Here is a 25,418-nt window from a genome sequence, read left to right on the forward strand (position 1 = left end):
TTCCAGATGAACATGAACGTTAGCAGGATGCCCATGTCCGCCTGGAATTTGATCGGCGACCAGGCCCAGGTAATGACACCTGCCGCCAGGGTGATGCCGACCAGCGCCACCACTTTGCCGGTGAACGCGACGGAGTTTTTGTAGGCTTCGGTCAACGACAGACCGGCACGTTGTTGCGCCAGTTGGACGCTGAGCAGGTACAGCGCGTAGTCAACACCGATGCCGACACCCAGTGCGATGACTGGCAAGGTCGCGACCTTGACGCCCATGCCCAGCCAGACCATCAGCGCTTCGCAGAGAATCGACGTCAGCATCAATGGAACGACCGCCACCACCACCGCGCGCCAGCTGCGGAAGGTGATGAAACACAACACGATCACCGCGCCGTACACGTAGAACAGCATGGTGCGGTTGGCGTCGCGCACAACAATGTTGGTCGCCGCTTCGATCCCGGCGCTGCCGGCAGCGAGCATGAACTGGCGATCGCCATTGCTATGCTCCCGGGCGAACTGATCGGCAATCTTCACCACATGATCGAGGGTTTCGGCCTTGTGATCCGAGAGATAAGCGATCACCGGCATCATTGAGCAGTCGTTGTTGAACAATTCGGGGTTGTTCACCGAGGCCTGCTGCGCACCGTAGTTCAGTACGTTCTGGTTCCGGGCGATGGTCAGCCACTTCGGGTTGCCCTCGTAGGAACCGGCGGTAATCTGCCTCACGGCATTGACCAGCGACACAGTGGTTTGCACACCGGGTTGCTGCTGTAACAACCATCCCAGGCGGTCTGCCTCCACCAGGGTTTCGTACTTCAGGCAGCCTTCGCTGGGCGTTTTGACCATGACCGCAAACTGGTCGCTGGACAGCGAGTAGTTCGCCGTGATGTAGGCGTTGTCGCGGTTGTAACGCGAGTCGGCGCGCAACTCGGGTGCGCCAGGGTCCAGATCGCCAATCTTCAAATGCGTGCTGACCATGAAGCCACCTACCGCCAGCAGCCCGGCCACCACCACCGCCACCGTTGCCCAGCGACGCTCGGTAAAGCGGTCAAGCAGACTCCACAGACTGCCCAGCCCTTTGCCCTTCAGCTCTTTGCTTTCCTGACGCAAACTGCGCGCCGCCGCTTTCGGGCTGACGCCGCAGTAGGACAACAACACCGGCAACAGCACCAGGTTGGTGAAGATCAGCACTGCCACGCCGATACTCGCGGTGACCGCCAGGTCCTGAATCACCGGAATATCGATCAGCATCAGCACGGCGAAGCCCACGGCATCGGCCAGCAGCGCGGTGAGCCCGGCGAGGAACAAGACGGCGGAAGGTGTAGCGCGCGGCGATCAGCTGATGGGTGCCGCGTCCGACGTCCTGCATGATCCCGTTCATCTTCTGCGCGCCGTGGGATACGCCGATGGCGAACACCAGAAACGGCACCAGAATCGAAAATGGGTCGAGCGCGTAACCGAACAAGGTGATCAGCCCCAGTTGCCAGACTACGGCCACCACCGAGCACAGAATCACCAGCGTGGTGCTGCGCACGCAACGGGTGAAGGCATAAATAATAGCGGTGGCAATCAACGCGGCCGCGCCAAAGTACAACATGATCAGCAGCAGGCCATCGATCAGATCGCCCACCAGTTTGGCGAAGCCGATCACACGGATCTTGATCGGGCCTTTGCCCTCTTCGCCCGTCTTGTGTTTCGCGCTGGAGCCTGCAAATTCAAACTTGTCGCGCAGCTGTTCTTCGAGCATGCGCGAGAACTGGTGATAATCGATCGCGGCGCCGGTGACCGGGTCTTTCTCCAGCAGCGGCACCACAATCATGGTCGATTTGAAGTTGTTGCTGACCAGACTGCCGATGATGCCGGAACGGGCAATGTTCAGGCGCAGTTGCTCGACGCCACTGGCCGAGCCGTCGTAGGAATCGGGCATCACCGGACCGCCACGGAAGCCCTCCTCCGTGACCTCGGTCCAGCGCACGGCCGGTGTCCACAATGATTTCATCCAGGCCCGGTCCACGCCCGGCGTCAGGAACAAGGTGTCGTTGACCTGCTTGAGCACTTCCAGGTAGTTCGGGTCGTAGATGTCGCCATCGGTATTTTCCACCACCACCCGCACCGTATTGCCCAGTCCGCGCAAGGACTGGCGGTTTTCAAGGTAGTTTTTGATGTACGGCTGGCTCTGCGGAATCATCTTTTCGAAGCTGGCGTTGAGCGTCAGCCGGGTGGCCGCGAAGTAACTCAGCAACACGGTCACGACCAGGCAAGTCAGCACCACCAGCAGACGGTTATTGAAAATCAGGCGTTCAAGCAAATTGCCGGAGCGTGCATCGAAGCCCTTGAGCTCTCGGATCACCGGCATCGTATCGAGGTTGTAATTACCCATGACGTGGCTCGTCTCTTTTTATTCTGTGAAGTGGGCTCATTGGTACGGCAACTGGCGCAAGCCCTGAGCGCCTGCGACCACCACCGAGCCAGACCCGGTTGCCTGCACCGCAGCAGCAGGCCCCAGGCGTTGTTGTGGCGTTTGCGTGAAGGTCACGCCGTCATCAGAACTGACCAGCACTTGCCCCGCCTGGCTGACCAGGATGATTCGTCCATCTTCCGTGACCGTACTCGCGGTGATGCTTGAGGACACACTCAATTCAACTTTGTCCCAGTTCGCTCCTTGGTCAGCACTGCGGTAAACATTGCCCCGCAGACCAAAAACAAGCACGACGCCCGGTTTGCCGGTGATGCCAAAATAGCTACCGCTGTAAGGCGTGGGAACGTTGACGAAGCGTTGCGTTACCGGGTCCAGTTTCAGCACCAGGCCTTGTTCGCCGACGATGAACAGGTCATCACCGATTGCATGCATCCCATAGAAGTTCAGGGCGCCCGGGTTATCGGTGCGCTCCATCAGCGGAGCCCAGGTCTGCCCGCCATCTTCGGTGCGAAAAATCAGGTTGAACGCGCCGACGACGTAGCCAGTTTTGTCATCAGAGAACCACACGTCCAGAAAGGGTTTGTCCGCCCCTTCGTCGATCATTCGCTGGGCTTCGGCTAATAACGCATCATCCGGCACCGCTTGCCGCTGATAGTGTTCGAGCATGATCTGCCCTACCTGACGTCCATCGAGCTGGCGTTTCCAGGTTTCACCGTTGTCGTCGCTGTGCAACACAACGCCGTCATGCCCGACAGCCCAGCCCTGAGTCGGCGTCGGGAACTGCACGGCCACCAAATCAGAACTCACCGGCACTTGTGCCTGGAGCCAACGGACACCGTTGTCATCGGAATAAAAAATATGGCCTCGCTGCCCTACGGCAACCAGACGCTTACCTGCGGTGGCCAACCCGGTGAACATCCCGTTAATGGCCTTTTCACTATGAATCGCCGGACTCGACAGCGGATCGACAAAGTCCGCGGCGATCACAGCTCGGGTAAATGGCACGGCCAATGCCACGCCTAGCGCAGCCAGCGTTATCCATCTAAATGCATTCATGAGATTTACTCGGCAAAAAAAGCCGCCAGACAGTGCGAGGAGCACTGTTGGCGACAAAAAAACACCTGCGTCTATGGCTTAGCGAATACCGGTGCCAGCCAGTGACTCAGGTGCCCACTGCGCTTTCGAAAGCGGGTCGATGTACTTGACGCCGCCATACGGGCCGTAGATGCCGGTGATGTTGTAGCTACCGGAGACAAAGTCATAAATCATGTGGTTGTCGGAGTTCGGCGCCTGCACGTCGTAGCTGTAAGCCAGGTGTGCAAACGAGCCGCGGTACAACTTGCCGCTGGCGTCGTATTCATCGGAGGCCAATGCGATCCAGCTGTCTTCGTCGAGGTAGAAGGTGCGTTTGCTGTAGATGTGGCGTTTGCCCGGCTTCAGCGTGGCTTCAACCACCCACACGCGGTGCAACTCCCAACGCATCAAGTCTGGGTTGACGAAGTGCGGCGTGGTGATATCCGCCGCTTCCTTGTGATAGTTCAGCTTGTAGGTGTTGTAAGGAATGATCATTTCCTTCTTGCCGACGAGTTTGAAGTCGTAGCGATCCATGGCGCCGTTGAACACCCAGGCATCGTCATAGGTCGAGGCACCGGCCGAGCCAGGGTTCGGCGTGTCGTAGGCGATGTCCGGCGCGAGTTTGATCCGGCGCTGACCCGGCAGGTATTGCCAGCCACGACGCTCCATTTTCAGCGGGTTGACCGCATCCTGCACCAGGATGGCTTCACCGGCACGACGGGCCGGGGCCTGGTAATAGAGTTTGGTCTTGAAGAACAGATCGCTCTCTTTTGCAGCCTCCGTACGTTTCGGATCGTAGAGCGGGTATTCGAGATACGCATTACCGGTGGTGGCCAGAATCGCCGTGCCGGCACCGTCGACGTTCCAGGAGTCGTATTTGAAATTGGTGGCGTAGCCCTGATAGCGCAGCAGGTGGTTCCACATGGCCTCGTAGCCATCTTTCGGGATCGGGAACGGCACGCCCGGCAACGCGTTTTCAAGCGCTACTCCACCCTCGAGGGTTTTGGTGCCGACCGCGTTTTTCGCGGTGTTATCCAGCAGGCGCTGAGGCAGAGCGACACTGCGATGGGTGGGGAACACATCGACCCGGAACGTCGGATAACGCTTGAGCAATTCCTGCGTGCTCGCGGTCAGTTTGCCGGCGAATTGACCAACGTTTTTGCCGTCGATGACCGCACGGGGTTTGTCGGCCTCGAACGGGTCGGGCCGAAATGAACTGCCGGGTTGAAAACTGGCTGGCGGCGTGGTGAGGCCGCCGGTGTAGGCCGGAATGGTGCTGTCGGCATTGCCGGCCTTTTCCGCGCCGACGGCGGTCAGGCTGCTGCCCAGTTTTGCTGCTTCATCAGGGGAAACTGCAGCGTGTGCCGCGCCAGCGATGGCCACGGTCAAGGCAGTAAACAAAAGCGTGTTGACGAACTTCATGGAGTGACTCCTGCTATCAAGCAAAGACTTCGATCAAATGGTCGTTTTGAAGGTAAACGTGACCATGCCCCGATCCTTGAGTTGAGGCTGTGTACCGCCGAAAGCAGTGGTCTGCCCCGGTACGCAGTTGTATTGACCATTGGCCCCGGGTGCGGCGCCGTCGCCATGAGCACCCGCGCTACCGGCGGAATCGCAGGTGTCGAACGGACCAAAGTTGTCGACGTACTTCAGGTCAAACCGGTACTGGTTGTGCACATCCATGCCAACGCCCACCGAGTAGCTGCCTGAATTTTTATTACCCCCCAACTGAACAGCAGAGTTGCCCGACAGCCCGACGTTGTAAGTGGCCGGCAAGTACATATCGATGCCGGGGAACACCTGATACCAGGTCGGGTTGAAGTTGACGCCCAGGACGTAGTTGTCCTTGGATACCTTGTCGACACCGTGATACCAGTCTTCGCCTTTGAACAACTGCTTGTTTTCCGTCACGTCCAGCCAGCGGCTGTAGGCGAGTTCAACCAGCAAGGTCGAGCTGTCCCACACCGGGGTCGCACCGAAGGTGGTCAAGCCGTTGACGACTGCATGCACCGTGTTGCCACGGGCCACGCCGTTTTCACCGTCAAAACTGCTGATAAACCCTGGCAAACCGGCCGCCCCGGCCGCCGGGCTGACCGTTGCCGGCACACTGGCCAGTGGCATGTTGTGGCGATAGTTCAAGTCGACGCCGACGCTGACACCTTCGATGCTTTTCGACAGACTGAGGCCGTAGATATCGATGTCATCGACGTAAAACTGGTTGTAGCTGCCGATGTTGCCGGAGATCAGTTGCGCAGGACCTACTGCGGTTGGCTGCAAGACCAGGTTCGGCAGGATGTCGGATGTTTTGCGGTAGTAGAAACCGAGGGTGCCCTGCAGCCACTCAGGGCTCCACTTGGCCATCAAACCGAAGTCACCGTGCTTGTCTGGGGTGAACGTGTGACCGTTGTTGAGCCGCAAAAACTGATTGGCGCCCAATGGGCCGGGCGTACCAAAGCGAGGGTTCTGTGCACCGATCAACGATAGATTGTGCCCGCCATTCTGGATGCCGTCGTTAAAGCCAAGGTAGGTGCCGGATTCCGGCAGCCGCGCGGCGTCCCAATCCAGAAAATACTGCGCGCCGAGGGTCAGTTCCGGGTTGAGCGTGAAGCTCGCGGACAACTGATTGCGCGGAATAAACAGCTCTTTGGCTTCCGTTCCGGGTACCGCCAGCGCCTTGGAAATATCAAGTCCGGATTGCCCATAACTGTTGCCATGGGCAAAGGACAGAAGACTCTCCCCCAGTAGAGGGTGTGCTTGCCTGCCTTGCCACTGAGCAGCGACTCATCACCGACTTCTGTACTGCCAAACACGAAGGCATCGAGAATTTCGGAAGACGGACCATTGTAATAACGATCGGTGTAACCGCTCTGGTGTCGGGAGTCCGGTACACCACTGTTGAGCTGATTGGTCGACGCATTGTTGCTGCCGACATCGTCATAAGCATGGTCGTACCAAGTGTTGGCGCTGACGCGAAAGCCGGCCTTCTGTTTGTAAACGACGTCCAGTTCAGAAAGCACATCCATGCGTTGGGAAACCGCACTGCCGGAGGAAAAGTTGCGATCCCCGTCATTGTTGTTCCAGGAATTGGCCAATTTGCTATTGGCTGATTCCACCCGCTGGGCATAGTTGAGCTTCACCGTGTTGTCGAAGCGAACCGCCAGGTCTTCGTTCCCTGTGTTGATTTCCAGTGCGTGTGCCGGTGTTATGCCCAGACCCGCCAGGATGGCTGAAGTCAGCAACCCCTTGCGGAGGTTTGCATGGCAGATCTTATTATTTTTGTTCATCTAACTTGCCACCTGCTCTATGGTTTACGAAAAGTCATGGTTTTGAATCACAACGCCCGCGCCTCCTCTCACGTACGTTGCAAAATGGTGACCGATACCGCCCGACCCAGGGCGGTGCTGTGCTGGAGTGCCGTACGGGCGCCGGCAATTTGTCTGCCTTCAGCCATGTCCCGCAGTTGCCAAACCAGCTCGACCAATTGCGCCAACCCGGTGGCACCTGGCGCGTGCCCACGTCCCAGTAGCCCGCCCGATGGGCACACCGCGTTCATCTGTCCTTTCAAGCGATGACCGAGCTGCACGAAACGGTCTATCTCGTCCTCTCGGCAAAAGCCCAGTGCTGCGCTATTGACCATGAAGTCACCAACGCTTTGGTCGTGCAGTTCCACCACATCGATGTCTTCGGGGCCCAGGCCAGCCTGCTGGTAGGCGTGTTGCGCCACACGCCGGGTGGTCGCTCGTCCCAGCACATCAAGCACACAGCCGGATTCCTGTTCCGACATGCAGTCGCTGCCCCTGGCACTCGCCAGAACGCTCACGTTATTCCGAGCGCCAAAGCGCAGGGCGAAGGCCGGGGAGCAGAGCAAGACCGCCGCGGCACCGCAGGCCGGCGGGCACAGATAAGGCGGGAGCCAGCCATCACGATCCGGAACGCGGTTCAAGAGCGCGTTGGGATTGACCGCGGCCTGGGCCCGCGCCCGACCGAGCACGTCATCGAAGCAACGCTCGGTGATGCCCATTCGGGTCAACAGCCAGCTGGTTTGAGCCGCAAAAAGCACGGCAGGATGCTCTCGACGCTCCAGTAAAACGATGGAATCCCTGGCTTGCCCGTCATGCCTGAACAGTTCTCGAGCGGGATCCTTCAAGCCAAAAAACTCGCGATTGGAAATCCGTGTGGGCATGCACTCGACCCCCACGACCAACACACACTCGGCTTCACCGCAAAGAACACTGTGGCGGGCCAGCTGAAAGGCACTGCTAGCCGACGCACACCCATCGCTGAGGCTGAAAATCGGGATGCCCGAATAGCCAATCCGGGACAGCATCTGTTCTCCGATAGCGGCGTCACCGTGCACGCACGAGGTAAAAACCTGATCGACCAGGTCATAGTCGATTCGTGCATCGTCCAGCGTCGAACGAATGGCCTGACCCGCCAATGCCGCGTGGTTGTCACAGCCACCCAGCGGCAGAAACGGCGCCATACCTACGCCGGCGATCAGCACTCTTTCAGTCATAAACCCTGCTCCTCGCCAGCCGATACGCAACGACACCTTTGTTGAGTCCAGACTATTGCCCGGTCGAACAGTCACCCCCCCAGCGTCGGGGGGGGGCTTGAAATCAGATGGGGGAAGGTGAAGGACGATCCGAATGGATCTGCTTTGGTCTACAGCACCGGGACGCCAGGATTCAGCCCGCCGTTTGGTGAAATCCCCGGTATGTAAGCGGCGCGATGACAGGCTGTCGACGAAACCAAAGCGGGTGCTGAGGTCGCGGGCAAGTACGCGGTGCCTTGGACGCGATCAGTTGGAGCAAGGAGTTAATCAAACTGAGACTTGCGGCTCATGACAAAGGGGTTGCCAGGCCGATGCCGTCGGCGCCTGATTCCTGCTAATCGTACTCATCGCTTTTCCACTAAAGTTCACGCAGAAGCGGCCAACGACGCGACAGGCTCGCACCCAATGCCAGCCGCCCGGAGCCTGCGATTAAAATCGTCGAGAACACGATCAGTAACAGCCAGGCAAACTGCCCCTCGGCCAGGCTCCACTCCGGATGCACCCAAATCACCGATACTGCCAGCAAAAATAGAATCGGCAGTGTCGCAAGGCGCGTCAGAACGCCTGATACGATGAATACCGGACACAGCACTTCGGCGAAAATCGCCAGCGACAACGTCAACAGACGCCCCAAACCAAAAGGGTCTTCGATCAATCCCAACTCGTGTTGAAAATGGAGAAGTTTGGGGAGTCCATGCACTGACAAGAGCATCAGACACCCGGTGGTTCGTAGCCAACACAGTGCGAGATCGGTGGCGGTGGTTTTCGTATCAATATCTGTCGTAGACATAACCCTTTGCTTCCAATCGAGTGACCCAATAAATCGGCGCGTTAATCACGTCAGTCGTCGGTGCGTGCTGCGTCGCCCGCATGAGACTCATCCAGCACACGCCTCATATAGGTTTTGCCAACCATGGATAGCGTAAGGAATCCTGCCCTCCATAGTCCGGATCGAGATAGATAAAACAGCGATTGATTTTCCAGTCACGGACTTCGAACACATCGCACCAATAACCGGCTGCCCAGTCCGGACTACCCGCACACCAAGAGCCATCCACATGCTCACCATGACTTGTGCCCTCACAGACAACGACATCTGTGCCCGAAAAAACCCAGTTGAAATGAGCGTAGTCATGGGTGATTGAAATCAGCCGCTCACCTAAATCCGCAAACATCTCACCGATCTGCGTATGCCCTGTCGCGATCCCCCATTTGGGGAAGTAAACCTGTGCGTCTTCGGCGAACAGCTCCAGGATGTTGCGGCCATCTGGGGCGACACCGCCATTATCAAAAGCCCTGAAGTAATCAAGGATCACTGATTTGCGATGCTCGTCAGTCATAGTCATAGTGCTCAGCATGATGATTCACCCCACTGAAATCCGACCCATCCGTTACCCAAGGTGGCCACGCAGAGTGGCCACCGTTAAGCTCGCCGCAGGCACCTAGAACGCAAAGCAGGAACAACCAAAGGCCCCCCAGAAGCCTGTGAAATCACTGACTGGCACTGACGACAACCTGGCCCTGTCGTGACTGTGTGAATGGATGGTGCAAGGGCCACTGCATTGATGCGCCCGAGCAGCGACAACTACATTGGGTTTCCAATGCCCAGGGACTTTAATGACGGGTGACCAATCAGGCATGACCGGCAGTGCAGGTGGGGCCAACGGGTCGAACTCATCGGCACCATAAACGACCTTGCCACCGACCACCGTCAATACCGATTCGATCCACTTGATCGCCTCTTCATCGACGCTGAAAAAATCGGCGCTCAATGCAACGATGTCCGCCAGTTGGCCGACCTTGATCTGCCCTTTCTTGCCCTGCTCCGATGAGAACCAGGCACTGCCATGGGTATACAGCTGCAACGCCGTCTCACGTGAAAGACCTTGCGGATAGAGCGTCATCCCACCCACCGTTTTCCCACTGACCAGCCAATACAGCGATGTCCACGGGTTATAGCTGGAAACTCGGGTCGCATCGGTGCCCGCCCCCACGGGCACGCCTTCGGACAGCATCCGCTGGATGGGCGGCGTCTGCTCGGCAGCCTTGTTGCCATAACGATCGACGAAGTATTCGCCCTGGAAAGCCATTCGATCCTGAATGGCGATGCCACCTCCCAACGCCCGAACACGTTCAATATTCTCAGGGGTGATGGTTTCGGCGTGATCGAAAAACCAAGGGAGGCCATTAAAGGGAATATCCCTGTTGACCTTCTCGAAAACGTTGAGCATCCGCGTGATGGATTCGTTGTAGGTAGCGTGAAGCCGGAAAGGCCAGCGGTGCTCGACCAAATGGCGAACAACAGGCTCCAACTCTTGTTCCATGCTCTGGGGAAGATCGGGGCGTGGTTCCAGGAAGTCCTCGAAGTCGGCGGCTGAGAACACCAACATTTCTCCAGCGCCGTTGTGACGAAAAAAGTCGTTGCCATCACCCGGTTTGACCATGCTCGTCCAGCTTTTGTAATCAGCCAGCTCTTGCTTCGGTTTTTGGGTGAACAGGTTGTAAGCGATGCGAACACTCAACTGATTTTTCTCAGCCAGCTCGCGGATGACGTTGTAATCATCCGGATAGTTTTGAAAACCACCCCCGGCATCAATCGCACTGGTGACACCCAAGCGATTGAGCTCGCGCATGAACTGACGCGTTGAGTTGACCTGATACTCCAAGGGCAACGTCGGACCTTTGGCCAACGTCGAGTAAAGTATCATCGCGTTGGGGCGGGCAATCAGCATGCCGGTAGGATCGCCATTGGTATCACGCTGAATTTCCCCACCAGGGGGATTGGGTGTATCGCGGGTATAACCGACCACTTTCAGCGCTGCCCGATTCAGTAGCGCTCGATCGTACAGGTGCAGTACGAATACCGGCGTGTCGGGGGCTGCTTTGTTCAACTCGTCCAGCGTCGGCATTCGCTTCTCCGCAAACTGGAACTCCGTCCAGCCGCCCACCACCCTCACCCACTGTGGCGCGGGAGTACGATCAGCTTGTGTCTTAAGCATTCGCAGCGCATCCGCCAGCGAAGGTACGCCCTCCCAACGCAACTCCAGATTGAAGTTCAGTCCGCCTCGAATCAGATGGAGGTGGGAGTCGTTGAGTCCGGGAATCGCAGTGCGTTTTTTCAAATCAATGACCTGAGTGGCGCTGCCTCGCGTGGCCATGATTTCTTCATCACTGCCAACCGCGATAAATTTTCCGTCCTTGATAGCCACAGCACTGGCTGTGGGTTTCTCGCGGTCAACGGTATGAAAGCGGCCATTTATCATGATCAAATCGGCGTTCATTGTGCCTCCTTGAGTAACCAATACTGATGAACCTGCTGATACGGCAAAAGGTAGTACGCACCACAGCGCACTCCACGCCTGCGAGCATTGAACTTTCGGCAAGAAATCGTCTGCGGCTGCTGTCGGTAGAATCCTTTCTCATGAATGCCCCCCGTCTTTACCTCCGTTCAACCAGGGCGCAAATAACCGGGTCACACGCGGCATGAACAGGTAAACCACCAACAATACGATTGTCAGCGTGATCACCACATTGCTCTGAAAGTACCCTCCCAGCCACGGAACACGCTCAAACAACGGGCGCCAGCACAACGGGATAGTCAACGTCAGCGGCAGGATGACCAAAAAGGTGATGCAAGCTTGCTTCCATCGAGGTGGTGGTAGCTCCTGACTTGTTTCAGGAGTGAACCAGAACTCACGGCCTTGGCTGACCTCAAGTTGATCACCATCGGCCAACAGTTCTTGTACCTCAGCAATCAGCACGCGACGGTCTTGCGAGTCCAACCAGACTTGAAGCTTCTCGGTGTCGCAGAAGCGCAGCACGCTGGTAAAGAGATGAGTTCCGTCGTGGTGGCTACGAAAAACATCCACGCCCAGGTGACCTTCATAACCCTTGGCGGTATTGACTGTTTTTCGCAGCCAGGCCTCATAAGCACTCTCACTGCCCTGCCTGGCTCGGTGCCGAACGACCAACGTGGCCACTTCATTGGCATTGTAAATGCTCATTGCGAGCTCCTGGGCTGCCTTCGCGATGCGAGCCGATTCAGTCGTCAGGCACGACTGAACCTGCCTTACTAACCGCACGATTCGCCTGAGTGCGCCTCATCCCCATCCCCTTCAAGATGAGGCGAAAATTAGATCAGTGCCCTTCCGAAGCGCTGAACATGGTTTTGGCGTAAATCAGACCGAGGCCATACGCGCCGCCATGTGCGATGGAGGTTTTCACTGTCTCGTTATAGGTGTCACTACGAGCCCAGTCGCGCTGCAGCTCCAGAAGGTATTGGAGCGAAGTCATTGGACGTGCACCCGCCTGAATCATGCGGGCGATGGCGCGCTCGTGAGCCTCATCCGAAACGTCACCGCAGGCATCACAAATGACGTATACCTCGAACCCTTGTTCGAGCGCAGAGATCGCAGGCCCTACGATGCAGACCGATGTCCAGAGGCCAGCAAGCACGACCCTATTACGACCGATTTTGTTCACCTCGACGGCGATCCGCTCATCCTCCCAAGTATTCATGCTGGTTCGATCGATGAGCTTCTGCCCTGAAAAAGTCGAAGTGATTTCCTCAAACATCGGGCCTGAAAAACTTTTTTCAGCGACCGTGGTAAGAATGGCCGGAACACCAAATTCCTTTGCTGCTTTCGAGATCAACGCAGCGTTGTTTCGAAGGGTGACGGCGTCTATGGATTTAGTCGCAAATGACATCTGTGACTGGAAGTCGATCAGGATCAACGCGTGATTGGAAGGATCTAACAGGCCTTTACCTGGTGCTGCTTTTGCAGTTGCCATGACACTCTCCAGATACGTTAGGGAGGGTGCATTCTCATGCCATGCTTGAGCAGACCGATTGTAAGGATGTGCGAATTTAGAACCTTTGTGCTGAGATAATTTCTGTTTCCGGAATCGGAATGGTGGCAGACCGCATGACTGTAACTATGCCTTTTTTAGCGTAATCCTGGATGTTTTGAGCAATTTTCTGTATGTAAAACCGCTGCGCGCCACGAAAAGGATGGATGGTCACCCCCTTTCTGGCGCATCTCGAATCTTGTACCAGACTTGACGTCAAAAGCGGCAAGCATCAGCACCTGAATCCCGGCAGTGAGGAGGCTTGAGCATGTGTCCGACGTCCGAAAAAAGCATTCCCACCGGTACGCCACCCATCGATGAATTCTTACTCGTCCATTTAAAGCACAGCTTCGAGGCGTCTGACCCCGTCATCTATCACTTGGCCTCTGCGGTGATGCCCATGCTCAACCAGCCTGATGAAGCCAATCGCTTATTTATCGATCAGATCATGGTGGCCATGCAGGTACACCTTTCTCTCCATTATGGTCAGAGCGTCGTGGCGGTCTCTTCAAAGGATCGAGGTCTGGCACCGTGGCAGCAACGACGAGCAAAGGAATTGTTGAACGCCCATATAGCCGATGGTGTATCCGTTGAAAAACTGGCCAGCGAGTGTGCCTTCTCTCGATGCCATTTCAGCCGAGCGTTCAAGCTCAGTCTCGGACTGAGCCCACACCAGTACCTACTGCAAATGCGCGTGGACAAAGCCAAAACACAGCTCCTGAACCCATTACTCAAAATTACCGATGTCGCTATTGATTGCGGGTTTTCCGATAGCTCGCATTTCACCAAGGTATTCAGTCGATGTACCGGGTTCTCTCCTTCTTATTGGCGCCAGCTCAACACTGGCTTTCGATAATTTTCATAACAATAAGGGTTCCTTTGTGACCTCACCATGGATCTCTCAAATCACCTCAGATGAGTTCACCGTGACAAGGGCGTACCAAAAAAACCCTAACGTAGATCGGGTTGTGGACATACCGTGTCTTGATAAGTTTTCAATCATTGTTCAGCTAGAGGACTTTGCTGATCATCGTTTATGGCGGGGCGGACGGCTCGCCTATTCTGGTGGTCACAGAAAAGCCAGCGTCTCATTACCTTTTATGGGCGACGGGCTGAGATGCCAACATCGCGCCGCCTATGACAATGTTCGCTTTAACATCCCGCGCGCTACGTTTGATGACCTTCAGCAGGAAAATGGCATGAAGCGTTTTGAGCGTTTTGTCTACGACCAGAATGATCAAGACGAAATCCTCTACCATCTCGCGCGAGCGCTTCTGCCGACTCTAATCCAGTCAAGTGCACGGAATCAGTTGTTCCTTGATCACATTTTGCTGGCCACGTGTGACCATGTTTACCGCCGCTATGTTCGGGGGGCGTCGAATAGCGTCTATGGGAAGTGCAAGCTGACAACCCGACAGGTTTTGCTGGCAAAGGACATCATTGCCACGCATTTGGCGGGTGATCTATCGGTGCAAACAATTGCCGCTGAATGCGACCTCTCACGGAGTCACTTCTCCCGAGCATTTAAGCAAACCACAGGCATGGCACCTCATGCCTGGTTAATGCAAATGCGCTTCGAAAAAGCAAAAGAGCTGATGATGTCTCAGCCGTTGAAACCCATTTCCTCTATCGCCCAAGAGTGCGGCTTTTCAGATCAGTCCCACCTGACCCGAGTGTTTACCCGGATGCTGGGCACTTCTCCCGCAGCCTGGAGACGGCAGCGTAGAGCAAGTACCTCCCTGCTTGGCGAAGAGCCACCTACAAAATGATTGCATCGAAAACCTTCAGTGCCGTTCCAGGCCGAAGAAAAGTGATGGAATCGCGAGTCACTTACTGGCTGCTTTTGTTCTTCTGTGGCCCCAGTGGAACAGCCTTGGCGTCCGAGCCTGCACAAACCTCGCAAGGGTTTCTGGAAGATTCGAAGCTGGATGTGCTCAGTCGAAACTTCTACCTCAACAATGACTATCGATCGCCTTCACCGACAGGCAAGAACTACACCCAGGAATGGGCTCAGGGTTTCATTACATCATTTGAGTCCGGCTTTACCGCTGGCACTATTGGTTTTGGCATTGATGCCCATGCCTTTCTGGGTTTGAAACTGGACAGCGGCAAGGGGCATTCCGGGACCGGACTGCTGCCCCTCGATGAGGAGGGACGTGCCGAAGACAATTATTCTAGCGGTGGTGGCGCCCTTAAGCTGCGAACCTCCCGCACCACCTTGGCGTTCGGTGAAATGCTGGTGGAAACGCCGGTATTCGACACGGCGGACAAACGCCTGCAACCGGAGTACGCCACTGGCCTGCTATTTGATAGCCGTGAAATCGACGACATACATTTACAGGCTGGACACTTCACAGCTTTCAAGAATCAGAATCAATCGACCAGCAAAGGCGACTTTTCAGGCTATGGTGTGAGCACCCAATATGGCGGCATCGATTTCATCGGCGCCAACTTATTTGAAGAACGCCCGGTGGGCGGCGCCCTTTATGCTTCACAACTGAGCGACACCTGGCATCAATACTATGCCAACCTGCACCTGAAGCAGTCCGGGTTGTTCGTCGACAGTAACGTTTATCACACAACGGATTATGGCAAGGCCGTGGCCGGGGCCATCGATAACACCGCCTACAGCCTGGCGGGTAAATACACGGCCGGAGCTCATGCCTTCACCCTCGCCTACCAACAAATCAACGGCGACACCCCTTTCGATTTTGTCGGCGGCGACTCCATTTACCTTGCCAACTCGATCAAGTATGCCGACTTCAATGGCCCTCATGAGCGTTCTTGGCAGGCCCGTTATGACCTCGACCTAGGCACCTTCGGCGTTCCTGGATTGAAATTTATGACTCGCTACGTCACCGGACGCGATATTGACGGAACCCACGCGCCCCAAGGTGGCGGCTATAACCCTTTTGACGAATCGACTGGAGAGTTCGTGCCTCAACAAGGCGATGGAGGACGACATTGGGAACGCGATATCGATCTTCGGTATGTGTTGCAGTCGGGGCCGGCCAAAGACTTGTCTCTCCAGTTGTCTCAAGTGACGCATCGGGCGAACAGCGCTCAAGGGGGGGATGACATCGACAGGATCTATATCGTGATCGAATACCCAATCAAGTTTGGGCACCTTTAAGCCGTTGACTGATAGTGATGGCATTGCAGTGCCGCGGCAGGGCTTTCTCGTGGGCATTACCGCAATGGCCCTACTCGCGAAGAATGGCACCCTGAAGAAATATGCGGGCTTTCCACACGGTATGCCGACTACGAACGCTGCTGAAATCAATGCTGACATTTTGGCGTTTATACGCAGCTAATCGCCAAAAAATGGCCCTCAAAGGGCTAATACCTGCCAGTTAGGCCGTAACACGACCTGTAGCAGCTGGCGAAGCCTGCGTTCGGCTGCGCAGCAGTCGTAAAACCTGAGCGCGAGGTCTTCCTGAAACACCGCGTCGCCTGATTTCACGACTGCTGCGTCCGATCGCGGCCCGAGCCGAACGCAGGCTTCGCCAGCTGCTATGTATGGACTCGCCCCCCACTGTCTACCCGCTTTTGAAAAACCGTCGCCCCGTTGCATCTATGTATCAGGCCTATTCGTGGAAGCCGTCTTCGGCTTCTGGCCAAAATTGGAAAAGCTCGTGGTATGCCGATTACGGTCAGGCCTCGAAGGCCAGTAGCAGCTTAGGCATCAATCCACGCCGGTCTTACCTGGGGTCAATTTTTTTCAGCAAAGGGTCGGACAGTTAGTACCTCGGTGACAGAACTCTTTCGCTCAGTGGCTCATTGTCGCTTGCTGGCCATCACCAGCGTGGCGACGATAAGTCTGATCATTCTGTAAAAGCACCCAGACGATTCGCAGGTTGCGGTTGGCTAGCCTGATCGCAGCCTCCTTACGGCCCAGCCGGCTCATCCAGCGCAACAAGCGGCGGTCATCGGGTTGCTGGGAATCAGGTCGTAGTTGTTGCAGCACCGCATGGGCTCCCTGGATCATCAGGCTGCGTAAATAAACATCGCCTCGCTTGGTCATATCCCCTAGCCGGACCGTCTCCCCGCTGCTGTGCTGGTCAGGCACCATGCCAAAGTACGCGGCAAACTTGCGGGCATTGGGGAATCGCTCAGGCTTGGTTTCCTTGGCCACCAGTGCCGTGGCCGTGACTGGGCCGATGCCGCGCACAGTCATCAGTCGCTTCGCCGTCATGTCGGCGTTGGCGGCCACTTCCAGGCGTCCCGTCAGCACGCTGATGCGCTCGCCCAAATGGCGCCACTCGGCCAACAGTTCGTCGATCAGTTCACGCAGCAGGCCCGGCACCGGCTGGGTAGCATCTTCCAGTACCCGCGGAATTTTCTGGCTGATCGCAACATCGCCCTGCGCCAAGGCCACGCCGTGCTCGAGCAGCAGGCCGCGCATCTGATTACTGACAGCCGTGCGCCGACGCACATAGCCCTGACGGGCGCGATGCAACGCCTGCATTGCCAGCGCCGCGACGCTTTTGACCGGTACTGCGCAGATTTTTTCATCGCGACCAGCCCGCAGAATCGCCAGCGCATCGTTGCGATCATTTTTTGGCCCGCTGCGATGCGTGGCCACCAAACCGGCTGGAAGAATCCGCGCCAGATTGCCTTGTTCTTGCAACTGCCGGGCCCAGGCTTGAGCACCCGGACCGGTCTCCATCAAAACCACGACATAAGGCGGTAACTTGTGGAGAAACTCATAAAACGCCTCGCGCGACTTGATCCGCTGCTCGTAGCGCACCTGACCGAGGACATCTTCACCGGCAACCTGAAAGACCTGCTTGGCCAGATCGACCGCTAAGGTTGTGCAGGCCGACAAATCGGAAGAAGACAGGGATTGATCAATCGAACTATGATTTTTCATGGACTCGCCCTCGCTGTCGTTGGCTGTTTAGACTGCCACCGTGGCGCATTGACGCCTCGGCTTGGGCGAGTCCATCCAATTACAGGTCGCGTTACGGCGTAACTGACTGGCATTACCCACGTTTTTTGTACTCTCACGTCTGAGTGGTTTTCTGACCAATCTCAGCGTCGCGCCCTGCGATAACGCCTTATGGTCGGCACGGCCAGGGGAATCAAGGGCACTTCCTGATCGGTGTCGCTTGGGACTCTCCAAAATGATGTCGTAACGCTGGCGTCCCTCGCTAATAGGCAGCGTAGGCACCTACTCGCCCGCAAAATCCCGCTTCAAAAGCACGATAAGTAGCTAGCTATTTGTTGATGAAAGCCTGAAGTATTGATTTGAACTTACAGATTCTTTCGCGTCGCAGCCTGTGCCTAACATCGGCTCCACAGCGAACTCGCCACGGCATCGCTTAGTGGGACCAGATGACGCAGAGAACTCGCCCAAAAGCCCTCTGTCGTTGCTGACCATTGATCGCTGGCCGGCTGGCGCCGTCGATGTGCTTTTGGAGTAGGCCCAGGGATTATTGAGGATCACCGATGAAGCTGGAAATTTTCCGCACGCTGTGGGGTTACACCGCCACCAAGGCCCAGGCGCTCGAAGAGCTGCTGCAGGCCGGCTTTGATGGCATGGAAGCTCGCCTGCCACTGGACGCCCGTGAACGGGCTGAGTTCGCCGCCTTTCTCCAGGCCAATCGCCTGGGCTATATCAGCACCGTCTTCACCGCATACGACGTGCTGCCGGACCAGTCGGCGACTCCTGCCGTTCACCTTAATGACCTCGATCAAAAACTTGGCTGGGCCGCCGAACTCGGCCCACGCTTCGTCAACGTACTGGCGGGCAATGATCGCTGGTCGTTGCCAGAACAAGTGGAGTTCTTCGGCCAGGCGCTGGAACTGGCGCGCAAACACGGCCAGCTCTGCAGTTTCGAAACCCACCGCTCGCGGTCGCTGTTCAATCCTTGGGTGACCCTGGAATTGATCCGCCAATTGCCCGACCTGTTGTTTACCAGTGACATCAGCCATTGGGTGGTGACCTGCGAACGCCTGTTGAATGACCCGGCCGATGACCTGAGCGCCTTTGTCGAGCGGGTGCACCATATCCAGGCCCGGGTCGGTTATGACCAGGGCCCGCAGGTTCCGCACCCGGCGGCTCCCGAATACGCAAAAGAACTGGCCTTCCATCAGCAGCACTGGGAAAGCATCTGGCGCTCGCAGCAAGCCCGCGGCTACCAGGTCAGCACCCTGACCCCGGAATTCGGTGCCGACGGCTACCTGCATCATTTGCCCTTCACCAATGTACCGGTCGCCGACTTGTGGTCATTGAACGTGTGGATGGGCCAGACCGAACGTGAACACTTCAGCCGTTTCAGCCAATCAAGCAACCCTTAGGGAGCCTTTGCGTCATGACTGACAATAAAAATAACAGCGTTAGCACTGACACACAGAACGCCAACTTCAACAGCATCCCGGTAGTCAATATCGCCGGTCTGTTCAGCTTTGAACTGGAACACCGCCTGGCCGTGGCCGAACAATTGGGTCGCGCCGCCAGCGATGTCGGGTTCCTCTATATCACCGATCACGGTATCGACCCGCAACTGATCAGCAACCTGCGCAAGGCTGCCAAGGACTTTTTCGACCAGTCCTTCGACACCAAGATGCAGCACTACATCGGCACCTCGAAATCCCACAAGGGCTTTGTACCCGAAGGTGAAGAGGTCTACTCCAAGGGCAAGCCGGACCACAAGGAAGCCTTCGACGTCGGCTTCGAAGTCCCGGCCGATGACCCGCTGGTGCTGGCCAAAACCCCATTGCTGGGGCCCAACGACTGGCCTCAGTTGCCGGGTTTTAAAGAGTCGGTACGGGCGTACTATGAAGCAATCTTCGCCTTGGGCCGACGCTTGTTCGGCGGTTTCGCCCTGGCCCTGGGCCTGGAAGAAGACTATTTCGACAGCCTGGTCACCCGTCCACCGTCCAAACTGCGCCTGATCCATTACCCTTTCGACGGTGCCGCCCATGACGCACCGGGTATTGGCGCCCATACTGATTACGAGTGCTTCACCATCCTCCTGGCCGATAAGCCAGGCCTTGAGGTGATGAACGATCTTGGCCAATGGATCGATGCACCACCGATTGCCGATGCCTTTGTGGTCAACATCGGCGACATGCTTGAAGTGATGACGGCAGGCACATTCGTCGCCACTTCGCACCGGGTACGGAGCGTGAGTGAGGAGCGTTATTCCTTCCCCCTGTTTTACGCCTGCGACTACCACACCCAGATCAAGCCGCTGCCCGCGTTCGCCCAGGCAGGCAAGGACTACGAAGAAATAGCGATCGGCGAACACATGTATGGCCAGGCGCTGCAGACTTATCAGTATCTGCGCCAGCGGGTGGCAAATGGGGAAGTTCAACTGCCAGAGAAGGCACGTAAGCCCGCCAGTTTCGGGCACTTGAAAAATCAGGCACAACCGTCCTGATTGACGTTTTCAGCGACACACTTACCTACGCCGGAGTCAGTAAATAATGAAAAACAATAAGAACACACTTTTGTGCATGACCGTATTGGCAGCCGGTATGCTCGGTGCCTCGGTGAGTATGGCCGCAGCAGGCCCGTTCAAGGTCGGCATGGAGATTACCTATCCTCCTTTCGAGTCCTATGACGCGGACAAAAACGTGGTGGGTTCGGACCCAGAGCTGGCAACGATGCTGGCCAAGCACATGAACGCCAAGGTGGAGTTCGTCGACACCAAGTTCCCGAGCCTGATCCTGGGCCTGAACTCCGGCAAATACGACGCGATCATTTCCGGCATGTACATCACACCGGAGCGCCAGACTCAGGCCCAAACCATCGCCTATGCCAACACCGGTGCAGCGGTCATGGTGCCCAAGGGCAGCGAGATCAATGCGAAAAAACCTGAAGACCTGTGCGGCTTGAAACTGGGCCTGGAACAGGGCACCACCTGGGTCAAGGAATTCAAGAAGCTCTCCGATGACTACTGCGTGCCGAACAACAAAGGCGCCATCACCGTCAGCGAGTACCCTTCGGCGCCCGAAGTGACCCAGGCCCTGTTGTCCAAGAACATTCAGGCCCAGGTTGAAATCGCTGGCGCCGCAAAAATGATCGCGGAAAAGACCAATGGCCGGGTAGTGATCACCACTGAACACCCGATCTATCAGCAAACCCTGGGTATCTTCGTCAAGAAAGGTAACGACGAAACGTTCCAGGCCGTGCAAAAAGCGTTCGAAGAGAGCAAAAAGAGTGGTGAGTACGCCGCTATTCTTAAGAAGTATGGCTTGGAAGAACCGACTGCTAACTAAGAACGTGTCCTTGTAGTCTGGTCATCTGCCTCCCCTGCACCGGGGCGGCAGATTGAGGTGCCCTATGCAATTCGATTGGTCGTATTTCTTCTCCCTGTTCTCCCTGCCGGACTTCTGGAAAGCCTGTGTCACGGTGATCCAGCTCAGTGCCCTGGCCTGGTTCCTCGGAATGCTGCTGGGCTTTGGCCTGGCCTCGGCCAAGCTGTCCCAGGCGCCGTTACTGCGCATTCCCGCGGCGGTCTACATCTGGTTCTTCCGCAGCATCCCGTTGCTGGTGCTGGTAGTCTTCGTCTACAACTTGCCCCAACTGTTTCCCGGTAGCGGCCCGATTCTGTCAGACCCCTTCTACTCCGGCTTGCTGGCCCTGGTCGTCACGGAAGCGGCGTACATGGCGGAAATCCACCGTGGTGGTCTGATCTCCGTGGCCAAAGGTCAAAAGGAAGCCGGGCGCGCGCTGGGTGTCGGCCTGTTCGGCATGCAGCGTTTGATCGTGATCCCCCAGGCTTTCCGTATCTCGCTGCCTACGTTGATCAATGAATACATCACCGTGGTCAAGCTGACGTCGCTGGTCTCGGTGATCTCGCTGACCGAAATCCTCACGGTCGGCCAACGCCTCTATGCCACCAACTTCCTGGTCATGGAAACCCTGGCGGCGGTCGGGGTGTACTACGTGCTGATCGTCACCGTGTTCGGCTATTTCCTGCAGCGTCTGGAGCGCTACCTGGACCTGAACTTCCGCAAGCCGCACGCACTCGATGACGCCGCCGTGGCCAAGTTCAAGGCCTGCGCCGAAGCCTTGCCCGACAATGCGCGTAAAGCAGCGGGCAACAACGCGACGCCGATCCTGCAACTGAAGAACATCCAGAAGAGCTATGGCACGCACAAAGTGCTGATGGGTATCGACCTGAATGTCGAATACGGCCAGGTGATCTCGATCATTGGCCCATCCGGTTCCGGCAAGACTTCGCTGATCCGCACCGTCAACGGCCTGGAAAGCATCGATACGGGCGACATTCTGTTGTTCGGTGAGACATTCATCGAAGCGTCGGACAAACCCAACAGTGCCCGTCTGCGCAAAGGCGTGCGGCACATTGGCATGGTGTTCCAGAACTTCAACCTGTTCCCGCACCGCACCATTCTCGACAACGTCACCCTGGCGCCGCGTTACCACGGCCACCCGGGCGAGCTGAGCGAACATCGTGCTTATGCGCTGCTGGACAAGGTCGGCCTGCTGGCCCATGCCCACAAGTACCCGCACCAGCTCTCCGGCGGGCAGCAACAGCGCGTGGCGATCGCTCGTGCCTTGGCCATGGAGCCGGACATTATGCTATTCGATGAACCAACCTCAGCGCTCGACCCAGAGCTGGTCGGCGATGTGCTGAACGTCATACGCGACCTTGCAAGTGAAGGCATGACCATGGTGATTGTCACCCACGAAATGGACTTTGCCATGTCGATATCCGACAGGGTTGTGTTCATGGAGAACGGTAATATCCAACTGGATGCAACACCTGAAACCATACGATGCGAAGCCGAAGGAGAGCGAGTGCGGCGCTTTATGGGAATCGGTGCTCGATCGCCAAACCTGTCTGCAACGGTGGATCATGCGTGAGCAAGGTGCTGCAGTAGGCAACTACTTTCTTTGAGCTTCTTTCTTTCAGGAAAACAGGCATGAATCTTGGGATAGCAGGACGCTGGGCGCTGGTGTGCGCTGCCAGCAAAGGTCTGGGTAAAGCCTGCGCACAGGCACTCGTCAGCGAAGGCGTGAACGTGGTGATTACCGCCCGAGGCGAACAGACGCTGAATGAAACAGCCCGTCAGCTCAGAGCGATCAATCCTGAAGTGACGGTCATCGCCGTCGCTGGCGACATCTCGACGCCTGAAGGTCGTGCGGCAGCCCTCGCGGCCCATGAGCATTTCGATATTTTGATCAACAACGCCGGTGGCCCTCCTCCCGGGGATTTTCGCGAATGGAACCGCGACGCCTGGCTCAAGGCGCTGGATGCCAACATGCTCACCCCTATCGAGCTGATCAAGGCAACGGTAGACGGTATGGCGACACGCGGATTTGGCCGAATCATCAACATCACGTCGAGTGCCGTGAAGTCCCCTATCGAAAGCCTGGGTCTGTCCAATGGCGCGCGCAGTGGTCTGACGGGGTTTATCGCAGGGCTTGCCCGGCAAGAAAACATCGCCAGTCGCAATGTGACGATCAACAACCTGCAACCGGGCTCATTCGACACCGATCGACTGCGTGACAATCTGGTCGCGGCTGCCGAAGAGTCAGGGCAAGACAGTGAGGCATTCCTCGCCGAATGCCGTCGCGAAATTCCCGCCAAGCGCTTCGGCTCACCCGAGGAGTTCGGTGCGCTTTGCGCTTTCGTTTGCAGCAGTCATGCGGGCTACCTGACTGGGCAGAACTTGTTGATTGATGGCGGGGCCGTTCGCTCCAGTCAATAAAGGCGCCAGGCACAATGGGAGCGGAAGGCAACGCCTAATGCCTGTCGGATAAGAAAATCTCAGGCGAAACACGCTCTTGGTAGCAGCTGGCGAAGCCTGCGTCCGGCTGCCTGTAGGAGCGAGCTTGCTCGCGAAAGACGTTAACGATAACGCGTTCATGTTGGATAAACGTGCGCTCTCAGGTCTTTCGCGAGCAAGCTCGCTCCTACAGGCAGCCGAACGCAGGCTTCGCCAGCTGCTACAAAGCGTGCCGGCCCTGCCTGGCAGCGGTTGTGAACAGGCTAGCGGTGTCCTGGAAGTCGGACAAAACCGGCCAGCATGTTCAGAGTGTTATCGATAGGTGGGGGCTTTGCGAAAGTTTGTCGCTTGCTCAAACGCGTAACCCAGTCTGAAAAGATCGGGCTCATGGTAAGGCAGGACTACCAGCTCCATGCCGACTGGCAGGCCGTCGTCACTGAATCCTGCGGGTAGACAAATCGACGGCATCCACGTCTGCGAGGCGATCAGGGTGTTGGTCGGGAAGCCCAGGACTTCATGTTTGCCTGCTCTTATTTCCTGCTTGCTGGGGGGCAAGACCTGGGTGCAGGGAAACACCAGCGCGTCCAGATTGTGCTTGGCGACGATACCGACCACCAGGCGCTGAAACCTGTCGCGCGCCGCCAGTTTCTGGAAGTACTGCGGATCATCTTCTGGATGTTCAGGGGCTTCAAAAATGGCCTCTAGCAGATCGAGTGAAGGCTCGTAGAGTTTCTGTTCCTTGATCTTTTCCAGCGTTGCGACTGGCATGTTGTCTCGCGAAGCCAAAAACTGATTGATGTCATAACGCGAGTGCGACAGATAGAGCGAGGTTGCCAGGATGTGTTCCATCAGATCCGGAATTTCCACGTCGATCAGTTCGGCACCGGCGTCTTTGGCGACATCAAGTGCGGCTGAGATGACCTTGTTGACACTGGCACACGCCGGGTCGTCATCGGAACCAAACGCGTTACGAATGACGCCCAAACGCGCGCCCTTGAGGCTTGCTGCGTCGAGGCCATCTACATAACTGCCTTTATGCCCGGCGATCAGCGCGGCAGTGGTGTACTCATCCTTGGGGTCGTAACCGACCATTGCATCCAGCAGCAGTGCGGCGTCGGTTACCGTGCGAGCCATCGGGCCGGCAGTGTCCTGAAACACTACTAATGGCGACGTGCCGTCGCGGCTGATCAGCCCGGGCGTGACCCGCACCCCCACCAAATTGCAAAAGCTTGAAGGCAGCCGGATAGAGCCACCTGTGTCCTCACCCACGCCAACCAGTGCAAGGTTTGCCGCCACCGCTGCCGCAGTGCCACTGCTGGAGCCACCCGGGTCATGTGCCAGTACGTACGGATTTTTTGTCTCCCCGCTCATCGAGCTGAAGCCGAACCAGGAAGTGGCAAAATCCGGCAGTGCTGTTTTCGCCAGAATGATAGCGCCGCTCGCCTTGAGTTTCTTGATGAGGGTCGCGTCATCCTTGGGCTGATAACCCTCCTGGGCAATAGAGCCGAAGGTCGTGATCATGTCCTTGGTCTCGATCTGATCTTTGATCACGACTGGCACACCGTGCAACGACCCGGAGAGCTGGCCACTCGTGGCAAACTCGCGATCCAGACGGTCGGCTTCTTCAAGCGCCTTCGGGTTAACCGTGATAATGGAATTGAGCGCCGGGCCTGATCGGTCGATCGTCTCGATGCGCTCCAGATAGGCGAGTGTGAGTTCGCGAACGCTTAGCTCACCCGACCTCAACAGCGCCTGCATGGCACTGATGGTTAATTCTTCAATCTTGAACGTTTGAATTTTCATGAATGTTTAGCCTTATTTT

18 protein-coding genes and 3 pseudogenes are annotated in these 25,418 nt (G+C 56.8%); 9 read left to right on the top strand and 12 right to left on the bottom strand.

Translation table 11 applies throughout. From position 1 onward, the window contains the following. The 10 genes and pseudogenes from JFU37_RS16850 to JFU37_RS16895 all read right to left on the bottom strand — a co-directional run. Positions 1-2,373, bottom strand: a pseudogene (locus tag JFU37_RS16850) (efflux RND transporter permease subunit); the annotation flags it as partial. Positions 2,374-2,409: 36 nt separating this feature from the next. Then, a complete protein-coding gene (locus JFU37_RS16855) occupies positions 2,410-3,468 on the bottom strand; it encodes a WD40/YVTN/BNR-like repeat-containing protein (RefSeq protein ID WP_201116529.1) in 1,059 nt (352 codons plus the stop codon). A gap of 78 nt (positions 3,469-3,546) precedes the next feature. Next, on the bottom strand, positions 3,547-4,908 hold the full coding sequence (locus JFU37_RS16860) for a DUF1329 domain-containing protein (RefSeq protein WP_201116531.1): 1,362 nt from the start codon (positions 4,906-4,908) through the stop codon (positions 3,547-3,549). A gap of 33 nt (positions 4,909-4,941) precedes the next feature. Next, positions 4,942-6,770, bottom strand: a pseudogene (locus JFU37_RS16865) (DUF1302 domain-containing protein). A 68-nt stretch (positions 6,771-6,838) separates the two neighbouring features. Then, on the bottom strand, positions 6,839-8,002 hold the full coding sequence (locus tag JFU37_RS16870; protein WP_201116533.1) for a thiolase C-terminal domain-containing protein: 1,164 nt from the start codon (positions 8,000-8,002) through the stop codon (positions 6,839-6,841). Between the two features lie 397 nt (positions 8,003-8,399). Continuing rightward, positions 8,400-8,831: a DoxX family protein gene (locus tag JFU37_RS16875; protein WP_201116535.1), complete on the bottom strand. Its 432-nt coding sequence runs from the start codon at positions 8,829-8,831 to the stop codon at positions 8,400-8,402. A 103-nt stretch (positions 8,832-8,934) separates the two neighbouring features. Next, on the bottom strand, positions 8,935-9,399 hold the full coding sequence (locus JFU37_RS16880; RefSeq protein WP_201116537.1) for a nuclear transport factor 2 family protein: 465 nt from the start codon (positions 9,397-9,399) through the stop codon (positions 8,935-8,937). Positions 9,400-9,483: 84 nt separating this feature from the next. Beyond that, positions 9,484-11,322 (bottom strand): amidohydrolase, encoded by a 1,839-nt coding sequence (locus JFU37_RS16885; protein ID WP_201117136.1) that lies wholly within the window; start codon positions 11,320-11,322, stop codon positions 9,484-9,486. A gap of 138 nt (positions 11,323-11,460) precedes the next feature. Beyond that, positions 11,461-12,045: an antibiotic biosynthesis monooxygenase gene (locus JFU37_RS16890; RefSeq protein ID WP_201116539.1), complete on the bottom strand. Its 585-nt coding sequence runs from the start codon at positions 12,043-12,045 to the stop codon at positions 11,461-11,463. Positions 12,046-12,178: 133 nt separating this feature from the next. Continuing rightward, positions 12,179-12,832 (bottom strand): hydrolase, encoded by a 654-nt coding sequence (locus JFU37_RS16895; RefSeq protein WP_201116541.1) that lies wholly within the window; start codon positions 12,830-12,832, stop codon positions 12,179-12,181. Between the two features lie 325 nt (positions 12,833-13,157). On the opposite strand from JFU37_RS16895, the gene JFU37_RS16900 reads away from it, so the two are divergent. The 4 genes and pseudogenes from JFU37_RS16900 to JFU37_RS30705 form a co-directional block, all read left to right on the top strand. After that, the gene (locus JFU37_RS16900; protein WP_201116543.1) at positions 13,158-13,745 is read left to right on the top strand and encodes a helix-turn-helix domain-containing protein; all 588 of its coding nucleotides are present in this window, start codon (positions 13,158-13,160) and stop codon (positions 13,743-13,745) included. 25 nt (positions 13,746-13,770) lie between these two features. Further along, positions 13,771-14,658, top strand: a complete 888-nt coding sequence (locus JFU37_RS31140) for a helix-turn-helix domain-containing protein (RefSeq protein WP_201116545.1) — start codon at positions 13,771-13,773, stop codon at positions 14,656-14,658. 44 nt (positions 14,659-14,702) lie between these two features. Then, complete coding sequence (locus JFU37_RS16910; RefSeq protein WP_201117137.1) at positions 14,703-16,022, top strand: OprD family porin; 1,320 nt, start codon at positions 14,703-14,705, stop codon at positions 16,020-16,022. A gap of 67 nt (positions 16,023-16,089) precedes the next feature. Beyond that, positions 16,090-16,203, top strand: a pseudogene (locus JFU37_RS30705) (alpha/beta fold hydrolase); the annotation flags it as partial. Between the two features lie 455 nt (positions 16,204-16,658). Here the strand turns inward: JFU37_RS30705 and JFU37_RS16915 are convergent. Continuing rightward, positions 16,659-17,717: an IS110 family transposase gene (locus JFU37_RS16915; protein ID WP_201116398.1), complete on the bottom strand. Its 1,059-nt coding sequence runs from the start codon at positions 17,715-17,717 to the stop codon at positions 16,659-16,661. A gap of 623 nt (positions 17,718-18,340) precedes the next feature. On the opposite strand from JFU37_RS16915, the gene JFU37_RS16920 reads away from it, so the two are divergent. The 5 genes from JFU37_RS16920 to JFU37_RS16940 all read left to right on the top strand — a co-directional run bounded on the left by JFU37_RS16920 (position 18,341) and on the right by JFU37_RS16940 (position 23,578). Further along, a complete protein-coding gene (locus tag JFU37_RS16920; RefSeq protein ID WP_201116547.1) occupies positions 18,341-19,192 on the top strand; it encodes a sugar phosphate isomerase/epimerase family protein in 852 nt (283 codons plus the stop codon). A 14-nt stretch (positions 19,193-19,206) separates the two neighbouring features. Further along, positions 19,207-20,277 carry an isopenicillin N synthase family dioxygenase gene (locus JFU37_RS16925; RefSeq protein ID WP_201116548.1) on the top strand — a complete coding sequence of 357 codons (1,071 nt, stop codon included), beginning with the start codon at positions 19,207-19,209 and terminating at the stop codon, positions 20,275-20,277. Positions 20,278-20,323: 46 nt separating this feature from the next. Next, a complete protein-coding gene (locus JFU37_RS16930; RefSeq protein WP_201116549.1) occupies positions 20,324-21,118 on the top strand; it encodes an ABC transporter substrate-binding protein in 795 nt (264 codons plus the stop codon). A 64-nt stretch (positions 21,119-21,182) separates the two neighbouring features. Next, the gene (locus tag JFU37_RS16935; protein WP_201116550.1) at positions 21,183-22,730 is read left to right on the top strand and encodes an amino acid ABC transporter permease/ATP-binding protein; all 1,548 of its coding nucleotides are present in this window, start codon (positions 21,183-21,185) and stop codon (positions 22,728-22,730) included. 59 nt (positions 22,731-22,789) lie between these two features. Then, positions 22,790-23,578 carry an SDR family oxidoreductase gene (locus JFU37_RS16940; RefSeq protein ID WP_201116551.1) on the top strand — a complete coding sequence of 263 codons (789 nt, stop codon included), beginning with the start codon at positions 22,790-22,792 and terminating at the stop codon, positions 23,576-23,578. A 330-nt stretch (positions 23,579-23,908) separates the two neighbouring features. Here the strand turns inward: JFU37_RS16940 and JFU37_RS16945 are convergent, their stop codons facing one another. Beyond that, positions 23,909-25,399 (bottom strand): amidase, encoded by a 1,491-nt coding sequence (locus JFU37_RS16945; RefSeq protein WP_201116552.1) that lies wholly within the window; start codon positions 25,397-25,399, stop codon positions 23,909-23,911. Positions 25,400-25,418 lie beyond the last annotated feature (19 nt).

The organism is Pseudomonas sp. TH41 (assembly GCF_016650695.1).
In the GTDB taxonomy this organism is placed as follows: Bacteria; Pseudomonadota; Gammaproteobacteria; order Pseudomonadales; family Pseudomonadaceae; genus Aquipseudomonas.

Coding starts and splice junctions, on each gene's coding strand:
- JFU37_RS16880 (WP_201116537.1), bottom strand. CDS start 9,399: ATGCTGAGCACTATGACTATGACTGACGAGCATCGCAAATCAGTGATC.
- JFU37_RS16910 (WP_201117137.1), top strand. CDS start 14,703: ATGGAATCGCGAGTCACTTACTGGCTGCTTTTGTTCTTCTGTGGCCCC.
- JFU37_RS16860 (WP_201116531.1), bottom strand. CDS start 4,908: ATGAAGTTCGTCAACACGCTTTTGTTTACTGCCTTGACCGTGGCCATC.
- JFU37_RS16900 (WP_201116543.1), top strand. CDS start 13,158: ATGTGTCCGACGTCCGAAAAAAGCATTCCCACCGGTACGCCACCCATC.
- JFU37_RS16930 (WP_201116549.1), top strand. CDS start 20,324: ATGAAAAACAATAAGAACACACTTTTGTGCATGACCGTATTGGCAGCC.
- JFU37_RS16875 (WP_201116535.1), bottom strand. CDS start 8,831: ATGTCTACGACAGATATTGATACGAAAACCACCGCCACCGATCTCGCA.
- JFU37_RS16870 (WP_201116533.1), bottom strand. CDS start 8,002: ATGACTGAAAGAGTGCTGATCGCCGGCGTAGGTATGGCGCCGTTTCTG.
- JFU37_RS16935 (WP_201116550.1), top strand. CDS start 21,183: ATGCAATTCGATTGGTCGTATTTCTTCTCCCTGTTCTCCCTGCCGGAC.
- JFU37_RS16925 (WP_201116548.1), top strand. CDS start 19,207: ATGACTGACAATAAAAATAACAGCGTTAGCACTGACACACAGAACGCC.
- JFU37_RS16890 (WP_201116539.1), bottom strand. CDS start 12,045: ATGAGCATTTACAATGCCAATGAAGTGGCCACGTTGGTCGTTCGGCAC.
- JFU37_RS16855 (WP_201116529.1), bottom strand. CDS start 3,468: ATGAATGCATTTAGATGGATAACGCTGGCTGCGCTAGGCGTGGCATTG.
- JFU37_RS16895 (WP_201116541.1), bottom strand. CDS start 12,832: ATGGCAACTGCAAAAGCAGCACCAGGTAAAGGCCTGTTAGATCCTTCC.
- JFU37_RS16885 (WP_201117136.1), bottom strand. CDS start 11,322: ATGAACGCCGATTTGATCATGATAAATGGCCGCTTTCATACCGTTGAC.
- JFU37_RS16940 (WP_201116551.1), top strand. CDS start 22,790: ATGAATCTTGGGATAGCAGGACGCTGGGCGCTGGTGTGCGCTGCCAGC.
- JFU37_RS16945 (WP_201116552.1), bottom strand. CDS start 25,399: ATGAAAATTCAAACGTTCAAGATTGAAGAATTAACCATCAGTGCCATG.
- JFU37_RS16920 (WP_201116547.1), top strand. CDS start 18,341: ATGAAGCTGGAAATTTTCCGCACGCTGTGGGGTTACACCGCCACCAAG.